Here is a 12,821-nt window from a genome sequence, read left to right as displayed (position 1 = left end):
AGCTTGTACCGTTTTATTGTAACTCAAAGTGTGTATCGGAGGAAAGTACATGATTCAACAAGATCGTTTGATTGAAGAGTTCATCTCTCTTATTAAGGTGGACAGTGAGACTAGGTTCGAGCAAGAGATTTGTGTCGTTCTTAAAGAAAAATTCAGCAGTTTAGGTTTAAAAGTTGTTGAGGATGAGTCGATGGCCAAGAGCGGCCACGGCGCAGGCAACCTGATCTGCACATTGGAAGCGACAGATGCAAACCCAAACATCCCTACCATTTTCTTCACGTCACATATGGATACGGTTGCTCCAGGGAATGGCATTAAGCCGCAAATCGGCGAAGATGGCTTCATTCGCTCGGATGGAACGACGATCCTAGGCAGCGATGACAAAGCAGGGATTGCCGCGATGCTTGAAGGGATTCAAGTTCTGAAAGAACAAAACATCCCGCATGGCCGTATCCAATTCGTCATTACCGCTGGGGAAGAAAGCGGCTTGAAGGGCGCTCGCGCCATGGAGCGCAGCTCCATGGAAGCGGCTTACGGCTTCGCGCTGGATTCCAACGGGAATCTGGGAGATATCGCTACAGCAGCGCCAGGACGTGCGGAAATTGAAATCATTTTCCATGGCAAATCAGCTCATGCTGGTGTGAACCCGGAAGATGGCATCAGTGCCATCCAAGTAGCAAGCAAAGCCGTTTCACGCATGTCATTAGGCAGAATTGACAATGAAACGACAGCTAATATCGGAAGCTTCTCCGGTGTAGGTCCGCTTAACGTCGTCTGCGATAAAGTGAAGATGGAAGCGGAAGCGCGCAGTATTGTTCAGGACAAGCTGGAAGCGCAAATTGCTGCGATGAAACAAGCTTGTGAATCCGCTGCTGCGGAAGCAGGCACTACGTGCGAGTTCAATGCGGATATTGTGTATGCATCCTATATGCATGATGATTCAGCACCAATCGTTCAACTGACATCACGTGCTATGAGCACGATTGGCCTAACAGCGAAAACGTTCCACTCCGGTGGCGGAAGTGACGCTAATATTTTTAACGGAATGGGCATTCCCACTGTGAATTTGGCTGTTGGTTATTTAGAGATCCACACGGTCAAAGAGCGTATCGCGATTAGCGATCTCGTCAAAACAGCGGAACTGGTCGTTGCACTTGTGAAAGAAGCAGCGAAGGGCTAATAGCTGGACAATAAAAAAACCGATTAACTCGCCATATGGCGCGGCTAATCGGTTTTCGTTTATATAGCGAAGCTCATGAATTTGCAACGGGAAAAGGGACGATCCGGGATCTGGGACTGTGTGAGGCAGGCTTCTGAGCCGTGTACAAGCCTTGCAAATAATCAATGACGGTAACGGTAGGATCGCTTTGTTGAAGCATGAGCTGAAGCTGGTGCTTGATCTCCCATGCCTTGCCTACAAGTCGAATTTGCTTATCACTCACATAGCTCTTCATATCGGAGTCCCTCTTTTCAGGAAAATATTTGCTATAATGAACGATATGCACAGCGTGGACAAGTTAGACCAACATACATAAGAAGAGGTGCCGAGATGACGAATCATAAGAAATTTGAAGAAGTAACCACGAGCAGCGAGATGATTTTCAAGGGTAAAATCATTTCACTACAGGTGGATCAAGTGACATTGCCAAATGGAGGGACAGCTTCCCGAGAGATCGTCAAGCATCCAGGGGCAGTCGCGGTTATTCCACTCCTAGGAGACAAAATGATCGTCGTAGAGCAATATCGCAAGCCGCTGGAGAAGAGTCAGGTAGAAATCCCTGCAGGCAAGCTAGACAGCGGTGAGGAGCCTCTAAAAGCGGCTTTGCGCGAGCTGGAAGAGGAGACGGGCTACCGGTCGGACAATGTACGATTGGTCAGTTCTTTTTACACATCGCCAGGCTTTGCAGATGAGATTATTCACCTTTATATCGCCGAGGATTTGATAAAAGGCACAGCGAACCCGGATGAAGATGAATTCCTGGATTGTGAAGCCATTACATTAGAGCAAGCGCAGCAGTATATGCGTGAAGGACGCATCAGTGATGCCAAGACAATTATGGCTGTTTACGCTTGGCAGCTATACAAGTTAACTGGGCAAATCTAAATGCTGAAAGATTATTATGTAGATCTTCATATTCATATTGGCCGTACAGAAAAGGGGCAAGCTGTCAAAATTAGCGCAGCCAACAATCTCACGTTTTTCAATATTGCGCATGAAGCTGCGAACCGTAAAGGGATGGAGATGATCTCAATCATCGATACCCACTCCCCCTCTGTCCAAGAGGAGATTATGATGTACTTGGATAAGGGTGAGATGGTGGAACTCGAGGGCGGCGGTATTCGATACGGGGATACGTCGATCATTCTAGGCAGCGAAATCGAAGTGAGAGACGCTGGTATGGGGCCAGCACACGTGTTGGCTTATATGCCTACGCTGCAAGTCATGCAGGACTTTACGACTTGGATGCGTCGCTACATGAAAAATGTAGAGCTAAGCTCTCAGCGCATCTATGTGCCTGCACGTGAGCTTCAAGAGGAGGTTCTGGGCCGGGGAGGCATCCTGATCCCTGCGCATATCTTCACACCGCACAAAAGCGTGTACGGCAGCGCTGCAAGCTCGATGAATGACCTGCTGGATGTGAGGCGAATACCGGCTGTGGAACTTGGTTTGAGTGCCGATTCTGAGATGGCCGGATTCATATCAGAGCTGGATGATTTCACCTATGTGACCAATTCAGATGCCCATTCCTTAGCGAAAATAGGTCGCGAATACAACCAAATGAAGCTTGGTGCTCCGACTTTTGAAGAGCTGGTCAAAGCGCTTCAGCGCCAAGAGGGTCGTGGTGTTACAGCCAACTACGGCTTAAATTCGCGATTAGGCAAATATCATCGCACGTATTGCAGCGTATGTGAGGCCGTCCTAGATGACGGAGATACAGCTGTAGAGCGCTGTGTGAATTGCGGCAGTCCCAAAATTGTTCGCGGTGTCATGGATCGCATCATGGCCATCGCTGATCGGGAAACATCCTATCAACCGCCGCATCGCCCGCCTTACCATTTTCAAGTCCCCTTGGAATATATTCCGGGGTTAGGTCCTAAGAAGATGGAGCAGCTTCTGCAACGATTCGGAACGGAGATGCACGTCTTGCATCGGACCACAGCTGAAGAGCTTGCAGCAGTTGTTGGCGAGGAAATCGCCAGCTATATTGTGAAGGCGCGTGAAGGGACTCTAACCCTGGAGGTTGGAGGCGGAGGAAAATACGGTAAAGTTAAAAATCATTCATAGTTTCAGAAGTTCGCTCATAAGCTTGTCTTTGTAGAGGTTGTACAAGGAGGGAGTGGCGAGTGTGAATAGGAACTTAACGATGAAACAATATATGAAGGATAATTTGCCGTTATTTATATTCGTCGCTGTGCTCTTTGTGATTGGCGTTGTATTTGGTGCTGTTATGGTGAATGCTCTTTCTTTGGAGCAGAGAACCGAAATGACACGTCACTTAGGTAGTTTTTTCCATGAGATTAACGATGGTGTCGTGATCGACAGCCAGCAATCGTTCTCGCAAGCCTTTGGCATGCATATGAAATGGATCTTATTGATTTGGCTGTTTGGCTTGTCGATTATTGGGCTGCCTTTAATTTTAGTATTGGATTTTCTAAAAGGGGTGCTGATCGGTTTCACGGTTGGCTACCTTGTCGGGCAGTTGTCGTGGAAGGGTATGCTTTTTGCGCTTGTGGCGGTTGTTCCCCAAAATTTAATCGTCATTCCAGCTATTTTATTTTGCAGCGTGGCTGCAATGTCATTCTCCATTTATATGATCAAGCACAGAATCATGAGTCGCAGCGGTAATATTTACCAGCCTTTCATGAGATATACAACGATCACGTTAATGATGGGCGGCTTCCTATTAGCGGCAGCATTATTAGAAGGTTACTTTTCCCAATACATGATGAAATGGGTAACCCCAATGCTGGTGGGGGTTTATGGGTAATAAAATGGTTTGTGATTCTGTTTGACTTTGTCGGTAAGCTCCCCCTATAATGAGAAGAGTGGCTAAAAATGGGCTAGGATGCCCACCTTTCTGAGGGGGAGGCATATGGAAGCAAGGATCGAGAAAATTAAACAACAACTACAATCCCAAGGGTACAAGCTTACGCCACAACGGGAAGCGACAGTTCGCGTCTTGTTGGAGAATGAACAAGATCATCTCAGTGCAGAAGATGTGTTTATGCTTGTCAAAGATAAAGCTCCAGAAATCGGTTTAGCAACCGTTTATCGTACATTAGAGCTTCTAAGCGAGCTGCATGTTTTGGAGAAAATGAATTTTGGCGACGGTGTAGCCCGTTACGATCTTCGTGACGACAACTCACGTCATCATCACCATCATCTAATTTGCGTGCAATGCGGAGCCGTAGATGAGATCATGGAAGATTGGCTCGGACCTTTCGAAGAACGGTTAGAGACTGAATTTCACTTTCAAGTGCTGGATCATCGACTTGATTTTCAAGGTATATGCTATCGTTGTACCGAACGAGGGAAGCCGGACTCATTGGAGAAATCCCAGTAACAGCTTCCACCAGGATGCTGTTCTCATTATGAAAATGCCTGTATGCGAGCCAGATGCATACAGGCATTTTTGTGATTTTTACATATGCTACTACTAGCAAGGTGTTCGCAGCGCATCACATATTTGGCAAGGGAGTCTGGGTACATTATAGACGTATGAACCAAAGGAAGAGGGTGGCGTTTGTGACGAAACCATGTCTAGTCGTTGGTGTTCCGAAAGAAATTAAGAACAATGAAAACCGTGTCGCGTTAACCCCAGGTGGGGCAGGAATGCTGCAAATGTCTGGTCATCGCGTGCTTGTGGAGGCTGGAGCGGGCATTGGCAGCGGCTTTTCTGACGAGGATTACAAGCAAGAAGGGGCGTCAATTATTGCGCGTGCTGAGGATGTTTGGGCACAAAGCGATATGATTATGAAGGTGAAAGAGCCGTTGCCTGCGGAGTATGGCTATTTCAAAGAAGGACAGATTCTGTTTACGTATTTGCATTTAGCCGCGGCTGGGGATTTGGCAGATCAGTTAATAGAGAAAAAAGTAACAGGGATTGCCTATGAAACAATTCAATTGCCGAACGGCTCATTGCCCTTGTTGACACCTATGAGTGAAGTTGCTGGACGGATGTCCGTACAAATAGGCGCTCATTTTCTAGAGAAATTTTATGGCGGCCGAGGCATTCTGCTTGGCGGAGTTCCCGGCGTTCCACCGGCGGATGTCATCATACTAGGCGGTGGTATCGTGGGCACGAACGCAGCGAAAATGGCGCTGGGTCTTGGTGCGAACGTTGTGATCATCGAGCGCAGTGCTGACCGTATGCGCGCCTTGGATGACATTTTCGGAGGTCATCTCCGTACCTTGATGTCCAATCCGTACAATATCGCGAGCGCAGTCCAAAAAGCAGACCTGCTGATAGGCGCGGTACTCATACCAGGAGCGAGAGCGCCGCGGTTAGTAACAGCCGCTATGGTTCAGAGTATGAAGCCAGGAGCGGTGATCGTGGATGTTGCCGTCGATCAAGGAGGATCCATCGAGACGATCGATCGCGTAACAACACATAGTGAACCGACATATGAGAAATTCGGTGTGCTGCATTATGCGGTAGCCAATATGCCAGGGGCTGTGCCACGAACGTCAACGCTGGCGTTGACGAATGTGACCTTGCCCTATGCGTTGGAGCTGGCGAATAAAGGCTTCACCCAAGCCTTGGCAGAGAATTATCCACTGCAGCTAGGTGTGAATACGTATAAGGGCAGTGTCACCCATCCGGCGGTTGCAGAAGCGCTCGGCATGCCATACACCAAATTGATTGACCTGACATAAACATCGTCCGAGCCTCATATTCTGTTCCTAAGAGTTACCAAAGAAGGAATGAGAAATGAGGACGGGCTATGATTTTTTCCTATCGGAAATTAATTGTTCGCTTGCAGTATATTTTAGTATTTGTGGCGTTGACGGTCGTTCTCTATCAAGTCATGATGGCAGTTTCCGGTTGGATTCAGCCCGTTAACAAGTATAAAACACCAACAGGAAATTCGGTCAAAGTATTCGGTCAAAGTGAGCATATCTCCTTTGACTCGAATTCGATGAGCGAACGTTTGCGATTATTTTACTGGTATGGTGAATAAAGCGAAAAATAAAGGAATATCTCCTAGTATCGTTGAATGCTATACGTTGGAAGTAATAGCTAGTAAACGAGGGAGAGACTGACATAATGACGAGTGAGCTACAATCCTTCATCCGATTTGTGACAAATGAACGAGGTCTTTCAAGGAATACGCTTCAATCCTATGAAAGGGATCTTCTTCAATTTGTTTCTTATCTCGAATTGCAAGGCATTTCTTGCTGGAAAGATGCTGGGAAAATGCATCTAGCAGGTTATCTTGCTCAATTAAAAACACTTGGACGAGCTACAGCTACACTGTCACGAATTCGCGTTTCATTACGCTCCTTTTTTCAATATATGGTGAAAGAACGCCATCTTGATTCGGATCCTTCAGTTTACATTGAGGTACCCAAGCTGGAGAAGCGGCTTCCCAAAGTATTAAGCATTCATGAGGTTGAGAAGCTGCTTGATGCGCCACAATCTGAGCAGGTGAATGGGGCTCGGGATAAAGCCATGCTTGAACTGCTTTATGCAACAGGCATTCGAGTGTCCGAACTCGTTTCTTTAAATTTGTCCGATGTTAATTTAGAGATGGGCTTCATTCGCTGTATCGGGAAAGCCGAGAAGGAGCGAATGATTCCTCTAAGTGGCATTGCAATCCGTATGCTGGAGTCTTATATACAGAATTACCGTACCAAGCTCTTGAAAAGGTCGATAGATGAAGATGCACTCTTTATTGGACACTTGGGGACGCGAATGACGAGGCAGGGTTTCTGGAAGATTTTGAAGCGGTATGCTTCAGAGACAGAAATTAAAAATGAGATTACCCCGCATACGCTGAGGCACTCCTTTGCTGCCCATTTAATTGAGAACGGCGCCGATCTGCGATCTGTACAGGAAATGTTAGGGCACTCCGATATTTCTTCTACACAACTGTATGTTCAGGTCACTAAGCTTAAAATGAAGGATGTTTATAATCGAGCTCATCCTAGAGCTCATTTATGATGGAAGCAGCGGCCATCCAATTGGAATCGCTGCTGTTTTGCATTCACGGGTTGGAAGTGGGATAATGATGGGTGGATATCATTAACATTAGGGTTTGATTTGGAGGGACATCGGTGCGCTTTGAACGAATTAGTTTAATCGTATTGGATAGCGTAGGCATTGGAGAATTACCGGATGCCGAACAGTTTGGCGACCTTGGGGCACATACACTTGGTCACATCGCAGAAAAAGTCAGCGGCTTTGCGCTGCCCCATTTGCAGCAAATGGGATTAGGGAACATTGCCGACATTCAGGGCATTCCGCCTGTATCGTCACCAGAAGGCTATTATGGTAAAATGGCAGAGGTTTCTGTGGGTAAAGATACGATGACAGGCCATTGGGAGCTGATGGGACTACATATTTCTACGCCGTTTAAAGTATTTCCAGACGGTTTCCCAGAAGCGTTGATTAAGCAATTTGAGCAAGAGACGGGACGCAAGGTTATCGGAAATAAACCGGCTTCAGGTACGGAGATTTTAGATGAGCTAGGCGAAGAGCAAATGAAGACAGGCGCTTGGATTGTCTATACATCTGCAGATAGCGTGTTCCAATTGGCAGCACATGAAGACATCATACCGTTAGATGAACTCTACCGGGCTTGTGAGATTGCTAGAAGATTAACGATGCAGGATGAGTTTGCTGTAGGGCGTGTAATCGCAAGACCTTATCTGGGATCTCCAGGTGCGTTTAAACGAACGCCGAATCGTCACGATTATGCGGTCAAGCCTCCAGCACCTACGGTGATGAATCAACTGAAGGATGCAGGCTGGGATGTCATTGCCATTGGTAAAATCAATGATATCTTTGATGGTGAAGGCGTTACTAAAGCTACTTCGACGAAAAGCAATCTAGATGGCATTCAGCAGACGATTGACGTGTTGGGCACCTCGTTTAAGGGACTTGCCTTTACGAATCTCGTCGATTTTGATTCCCTTTATGGTCATCGACGCGATCCCGAAGGGTATGGCAGGGCCTTGGAGGAGTTCGACGCTTACTTGCCGCAGCTAAAAGCGGGGATAGGTCCGAACGATCTGCTCATTTTGACAGCGGATCACGGAAACGATCCTATCCATGCAGGGACGGATCACACGCGCGAATATGTGCCGATATTGCTGTATAGCCCAAGCTTTCAATCGCCGGTATCCTTAGGAATACGAGGAACCTTCGCTGATTTGGGCGCAACGATTGCAGAGAACTTCGGCGTAGAACCGACCAAACATGGTGAGAGCTTCCTGCACCTATTGAAATAATCATTCATACTAAAATTAGGAGGCATGATGACATGTCAGGTACATCCATGATGCAAGAGATTCAAGCAGCAGCAGCTTTTATTAAAAAAGAAACGAATATTACCCCGCAAATCGGTCTTATCCTTGGTTCAGGTCTCGGTGTTCTTGCGGATTTGATTGAGCAGCCGATCGTGATTGACTATTCCCGCATCCCGCATTTTCCGGTTTCAACAGTTGAAGGACATGCAGGTGAGCTTGTTGTAGGGGCGATTCAAGGCAAGCAGGTCCTCATCATGAAAGGACGCTTCCATGCATATGAAGGCTATGGCGCGGAGACGGTTTCTTTTCCAGTACGTGTCATGAAAGAACTTGGCGTAGAAACGTTGATCGTGACGAATGCAGCGGGCGGGATTAACGAATCCTACCAAGTAGGGGATCTCATGGTGATCAGCGATCATTTGAATATGACGTTCCGCAATCCGTTGATTGGGCCGAATGATGCTGCGCTAGGTGTTCGTTTCCCAGATATGTCAGAGGCGTACAGCAAGCGTCTGCGTAAATTAGCGCACGATGTAGCTGCTAACCAAGATTTTAAACTGCAAGAAGGGGTTTATGTTGGTTTACTTGGACCTAACTACGAAACGCCTGCTGAAATTCGCATGTTCCGTACATTGGGTGGAGATTCCGTGGGGATGTCAACCGTTCCTGAGGTTATTGTCGCTCGTCATGCGGGTATCGAAGTATTGGGCTTCTCGTGTATTTCCAACATGGCTTCTGGTATTCTTGATCAACCGTTATCTCATGCAGAGGTTATGGAAACGACGGAAAAAGTTAAACCTAAGTTTTTGAAGCTAGTCCTTGGCATTATTGAGGCGCTTTAAGTAGAAAAGGAGATTAACATGACATTGTCTTACATACAAAAAATTAATGAGGCTGCAAGCTTCATCCAATCTCGTTTAGGCGGTGTATCTCCGTCCATTGGACTCGTGCTAGGCTCGGGTTTAGGCGATATGGCGAATCAGGTGGAGCAGCCCATTGCCATTGATTATAGTGAAGTGCCGCATTTTGCCGTGTCCACAGTAGCTGGCCATGAAGGGCGGTTTGTTATCGGTACGCTGGAAGGGAAACAAGTTATCGTCATGCAGGGACGTTCTCATTATTATGAGGGCTACGATATGAAAAAGGTTGTATTCCCTGTCTATGTGATGAAGGCTATTGGGGTTCAAACGGTTGTCATGACGAACGCGGCAGGCGGTATGAATCGTTCTTTCCAAGCCGGTGATTTGATGCTTATTAGTGATCACCTCAATATGACTGGGGATAACCCGCTGATTGGGCCGAACCACGCGGAGCTGGGGGTTCGTTTTCCGGATATGTCGGAAGCGTACAGCCGTGACTATCGCGCGCTTGCTCGTGAGTTAGCGGCATCGGTTGTAGGGGAGGACGGAGTTCCTCTCAAGCTGCAGGAAGGCGTGTATGCCGGAATTACAGGGCCAACCTACTGTACCCCTGCTGAGCTTACCATGCTAGCGCGTATTGGCGGAGATGCGATTGGCATGTCAACGGTCGGTGAAGTGATCGCTGCGCGTCATGCAGGACTTAAAGTGCTTGGTATTTCTTGTATTACGGATATGGCCGTCGGCGAGGAACTCGAGCCTTTGACACATGAGCAGGTTGTGGCTGTAGCGAATCGCACGAAGCCAAAATTTATTGCCTTAGTCAAAGCATTCGTTCGTGAAGTGCAATTGGGATAAATTGTAACGGGTTATCCGTGAAATATGCGGCTTTTCAGCGCCTTAAGACCTATTCAACATCTAGGACACATGATAGAATATAGTTAATTAGAACTATATTCGAAGGTGATCTGCCTATGAGAGATTGCCTATCCCATACAAGGATGTGTTGGAGCATGTCAGTCCCAGGGCTTACGGTGGCGAATTGTCCGCGATGCGGAAAAGTGTTTCAGAAAAATTTGCGCAATCAATGCACGGCATGCAGTACCAATATTTATGATCAATTGAGAAATTGCCTGGATTATCTGCGCAGAAACTATCGCTCCACGAATGAGCAAGTATGCGATGCGACAGGTGTATCCATTTTACAATTACAAGTTTGGATGAAGGAAGGCAAGCTGCAGCTCGCCGATTATCCAAATCTGAATTATCAATGCGCGTCATGTGCAGAGCCCATTCGTCAACATAAGCTGTGTGTGGCTTGCAGTACGCGGATTAGCCGTGATATTAGACAGCTCAAAGAGACGGGGTCCGTTCAAGTCACGAAACAGCCTGTGCAGCCAACGGTGAAACCGCAAGGCGAGTCACGCGGCTTTCAAATTGGTGATCGGTGGAATCGCGTGTAATTTGCATGGGAATGGGCAATAGTAAGATGGAGTTCAGTTCACAATTCTGTCACGAAATAGTCAAAGATTTGCCACGTACTAGATATGGGATTATTCTCTGATGTTAGGTAGAATAGATGAAGTGAACACACGATGAGGGGGATATGCATGCAAAAGTGGATTTTCTTTGTACTATTTATACTTGCGGGCGCATTGGGGCTGGGAGTCCTCTTTCAAGATATTTCTGACCGCCAAGAGGCGCAGGAAGCTGAGGCTGCCGCTGGTAAAATGCAACAGTTGAAATTAGTTGCTTCTAACTGGCAGTTTGATGTACCGGAATACACAATCAAAAAAGGTGAGCCTACAAAGGTATCGTTATCTTTGAAAGAAGGCGTACATGCCGTTGAAATCGTTGGGTTGGATATTAAACTCGACAAAGAAAACCCTTCTAAGGAAATTACGTTTGACAAACCGGGTACATATGAAATTGATTGTGTTCTTCCTTGTGGCGAAGGACATGCTAAAATGAAATCCAAACTAATTGTACAGTAATCTCTATAGAAGGCAGATGAAAGGGAGCTTAACGGCTCCCTTTTTTCTTTTGTGCCAATGTGATGTAAAATGTTTATATTAAAGAGTTGATGCTAACGAAGTCAGTTTTCTGACGAAAACTTTAAGGAGGTATGTTCATGAGAATGGTGGATCTGATCCATAAGAAGCGTGTTGGTGACGCATTAACCGAACAAGAAATAGAATACATCATTACTGAATATACCGCGGGTCATGTGCCTGATTATCAAATGTCAGCCTTCTTGATGGCTGCATTCTTGAACGGAATGACGGATGAAGAAACGTCGTTTCTTACATTAGCGATGGCAAACTCAGGTGAGATGATTGACTTATCTGCGATTGCCGGTGTGAAAGTGGATAAACATTCAACTGGCGGCGTAGGGGATAAGGTTAGTCTGATCGTCGGGCCCGTTGTTGCCTCACTCGGAATTCCTGTTGCCAAAATGTCCGGAAGAGGGCTTGGGCATACAGGCGGTACGTTAGACAAACTGGAGTCTATTCCAGGTTTCCAAATTGAGTTGTCGAAGGAAGCCTTTATTGAAGCGGTAAACACCAATAAAATTGCGATTGTCGGTCAAAGTGGTAACTTGGCTCCCGCAGATAAGAAAATTTATGCTTTGCGTGATGTTACGGCAACGGTGGATTCCATTCCGCTGATTGCCAGTTCTATCATGAGCAAGAAAATTGCCTCGGGTGCTGAAGCGATTGTGCTGGATGTGAAAATAGGCTCTGGCGCGTTCATGAAAACGGTGGAAGATGCTAGAGTTCTTGCACGGACTATGGTGGATATCGGAACCCGTTTGAATCGGAAAACCATAGCGATGATTACCGACATGGATCAGCCGCTGGGCCGCGAAATCGGTAACGCGAATGAAATTCGTGAATCGATAGATGTACTTCGTGGTACGGGTGACAGAGATTTAACCGAAGTCGCGATTTCTGTTGCGGCGTATATGTCCGTCTTAGGAAAGGTGTTTAACACCTTTGAAGAGGCGCAGGAGGCTGTCCGTGACATCATTATGAATGGGAAGGCGTTGGAAACGTTCAAACGTTTTATAGCCAGTCAGGGCGGCGACGCACGTATCGTTGACCAGCCTGAGCTTCTGCCGACGGCTGCTTATCAGATCGAGGTAACTGCGAAAGAAGCGGGTTTCATTAACGAAATTCAAGCGGAAAACATCGGAATTGCAGCCATGCTGCTTGGTGCAGGACGGGCAAAGAAGGAAGATTTAATTGATTACGCGGTCGGTTTGACGTTAAATAAGAAAATTGGCGATGCGGTACAAGTAGGAGAATCTATCTGTACGATTCATGCGAATCGCCGGGATGTGGAAGAAGTCGACGCGATGATTGTAGATGCTTACAAGATTACATTGACGAAGCCAGCTCCAAAACAATTAATCTATGATGTTATTGAATAGGTTTTGAGTGAAAAAGCACTTTCCTAAGGGAGGGTGCTTTTTCTTTCGCGATTTTCTA

General features: G+C 46.7%; 15 protein-coding genes. 14 read left to right on the top strand and 1 reads right to left on the bottom strand.

Translation table 11 applies throughout. The features are described 5' to 3' along the window. Positions 1-49: 49 nt before the first annotated feature. Positions 50-1,180 (top strand): M20/M25/M40 family metallo-hydrolase, encoded by a 1,131-nt coding sequence (locus AC58UX_RS22935; protein WP_497257002.1) that lies wholly within the window; start codon positions 50-52, stop codon positions 1,178-1,180. 73 nt (positions 1,181-1,253) lie between these two features. Here AC58UX_RS22935 and mciZ read toward each other — a convergent pair whose 3' ends face one another. Next, a complete protein-coding gene (mciZ, locus tag AC58UX_RS22930; RefSeq protein WP_497257000.1) occupies positions 1,254-1,454 on the bottom strand; it encodes a Z-ring formation inhibitor MciZ in 201 nt (66 codons plus the stop codon). 95 nt (positions 1,455-1,549) lie between these two features. On the opposite strand from mciZ, the gene AC58UX_RS22925 reads away from it, so the two are divergent. The 13 genes from AC58UX_RS22925 to AC58UX_RS22865 all read left to right on the top strand — a co-directional run bounded on the left by AC58UX_RS22925 (position 1,550) and on the right by AC58UX_RS22865 (position 12,763). After that, positions 1,550-2,104 (top strand): NUDIX hydrolase, encoded by a 555-nt coding sequence (locus AC58UX_RS22925; protein ID WP_497256998.1) that lies wholly within the window; start codon positions 1,550-1,552, stop codon positions 2,102-2,104. Then, positions 2,105-3,286 carry an endonuclease Q family protein gene (locus AC58UX_RS22920; RefSeq protein WP_497256996.1) on the top strand — a complete coding sequence of 394 codons (1,182 nt, stop codon included), beginning with the start codon at positions 2,105-2,107 and terminating at the stop codon, positions 3,284-3,286. It abuts the gene before it with no gap. 79 nt (positions 3,287-3,365) lie between these two features. After that, on the top strand, positions 3,366-3,989 hold the full coding sequence (gene spoIIM, locus AC58UX_RS22915; RefSeq protein ID WP_497256994.1) for a stage II sporulation protein M: 624 nt from the start codon (positions 3,366-3,368) through the stop codon (positions 3,987-3,989). 105 nt (positions 3,990-4,094) lie between these two features. Then, positions 4,095-4,565, top strand: a complete 471-nt coding sequence (gene fur / locus AC58UX_RS22910; protein WP_497256992.1) for a ferric iron uptake transcriptional regulator — start codon at positions 4,095-4,097, stop codon at positions 4,563-4,565. A 182-nt stretch (positions 4,566-4,747) separates the two neighbouring features. Then, on the top strand, positions 4,748-5,878 hold the full coding sequence (ald, locus tag AC58UX_RS22905; protein WP_497256990.1) for an alanine dehydrogenase: 1,131 nt from the start codon (positions 4,748-4,750) through the stop codon (positions 5,876-5,878). Positions 5,879-5,946: 68 nt separating this feature from the next. Continuing rightward, positions 5,947-6,183: a DUF4227 family protein gene (locus AC58UX_RS22900; protein ID WP_497256988.1), complete on the top strand. Its 237-nt coding sequence runs from the start codon at positions 5,947-5,949 to the stop codon at positions 6,181-6,183. 86 nt (positions 6,184-6,269) lie between these two features. Beyond that, on the top strand, positions 6,270-7,166 hold the full coding sequence (xerD, locus tag AC58UX_RS22895) for a site-specific tyrosine recombinase XerD (protein ID WP_497256986.1): 897 nt from the start codon (positions 6,270-6,272) through the stop codon (positions 7,164-7,166). Between the two features lie 113 nt (positions 7,167-7,279). Next, positions 7,280-8,455: a phosphopentomutase gene (gene deoB, locus AC58UX_RS22890; RefSeq protein WP_497256984.1), complete on the top strand. Its 1,176-nt coding sequence runs from the start codon at positions 7,280-7,282 to the stop codon at positions 8,453-8,455. Between the two features lie 32 nt (positions 8,456-8,487). After that, positions 8,488-9,315 (top strand): purine-nucleoside phosphorylase, encoded by an 828-nt coding sequence (locus AC58UX_RS22885; RefSeq protein WP_497256982.1) that lies wholly within the window; start codon positions 8,488-8,490, stop codon positions 9,313-9,315. Positions 9,316-9,333: 18 nt separating this feature from the next. Next, a complete protein-coding gene (locus tag AC58UX_RS22880; RefSeq protein ID WP_497256980.1) occupies positions 9,334-10,188 on the top strand; it encodes a purine-nucleoside phosphorylase in 855 nt (284 codons plus the stop codon). Between the two features lie 155 nt (positions 10,189-10,343). After that, positions 10,344-10,793, top strand: a complete 450-nt coding sequence (locus tag AC58UX_RS22875) for a flagellar protein (protein ID WP_497256978.1) — start codon at positions 10,344-10,346, stop codon at positions 10,791-10,793. 147 nt (positions 10,794-10,940) lie between these two features. Further along, positions 10,941-11,324, top strand: coding sequence for a cupredoxin domain-containing protein (locus AC58UX_RS22870; protein WP_497256976.1), 384 nt, complete (start codon positions 10,941-10,943; stop codon positions 11,322-11,324). 137 nt (positions 11,325-11,461) lie between these two features. Continuing rightward, positions 11,462-12,763, top strand: coding sequence for a pyrimidine-nucleoside phosphorylase (locus AC58UX_RS22865; protein ID WP_497256974.1), 1,302 nt, complete (start codon positions 11,462-11,464; stop codon positions 12,761-12,763). Positions 12,764-12,821: the final 58 nt, after the last annotated feature.

Source organism: Paenibacillus sp. J22P90, from assembly GCF_059692195.1.
The sequence above is the reverse complement of the archived record's forward strand: the minus strand, read 5'-3'. Positions and strand labels throughout refer to the sequence as shown.

What these genes read in the sequence shown, in the direction of transcription:
- AC58UX_RS22880 (WP_497256980.1), top strand. Translation starts at nt 9,334, where the DNA reads ATGACATTGTCTTACATACAAAAAATTAATGAGGCTGCAAGCTTCATC.
- AC58UX_RS22865 (WP_497256974.1), top strand. Translation starts at nt 11,462, where the DNA reads ATGAGAATGGTGGATCTGATCCATAAGAAGCGTGTTGGTGACGCATTA.
- AC58UX_RS22885 (WP_497256982.1), top strand. Translation starts at nt 8,488, where the DNA reads ATGTCAGGTACATCCATGATGCAAGAGATTCAAGCAGCAGCAGCTTTT.
- spoIIM (WP_497256994.1), top strand. Translation starts at nt 3,366, where the DNA reads ATGAAACAATATATGAAGGATAATTTGCCGTTATTTATATTCGTCGCT.
- AC58UX_RS22935 (WP_497257002.1), top strand. Translation starts at nt 50, where the DNA reads ATGATTCAACAAGATCGTTTGATTGAAGAGTTCATCTCTCTTATTAAG.
- AC58UX_RS22925 (WP_497256998.1), top strand. Translation starts at nt 1,550, where the DNA reads ATGACGAATCATAAGAAATTTGAAGAAGTAACCACGAGCAGCGAGATG.
- xerD (WP_497256986.1), top strand. Translation starts at nt 6,270, where the DNA reads ATGACGAGTGAGCTACAATCCTTCATCCGATTTGTGACAAATGAACGA.
- AC58UX_RS22900 (WP_497256988.1), top strand. Translation starts at nt 5,947, where the DNA reads ATGATTTTTTCCTATCGGAAATTAATTGTTCGCTTGCAGTATATTTTA.
- AC58UX_RS22920 (WP_497256996.1), top strand. Translation starts at nt 2,105, where the DNA reads ATGCTGAAAGATTATTATGTAGATCTTCATATTCATATTGGCCGTACA.
- fur (WP_497256992.1), top strand. Translation starts at nt 4,095, where the DNA reads ATGGAAGCAAGGATCGAGAAAATTAAACAACAACTACAATCCCAAGGG.
- AC58UX_RS22870 (WP_497256976.1), top strand. Translation starts at nt 10,941, where the DNA reads ATGCAAAAGTGGATTTTCTTTGTACTATTTATACTTGCGGGCGCATTG.
- AC58UX_RS22875 (WP_497256978.1), top strand. Translation starts at nt 10,344, where the DNA reads ATGTCAGTCCCAGGGCTTACGGTGGCGAATTGTCCGCGATGCGGAAAA.
- mciZ (WP_497257000.1), bottom strand. Translation starts at nt 1,454, where the DNA reads ATGAAGAGCTATGTGAGTGATAAGCAAATTCGACTTGTAGGCAAGGCA.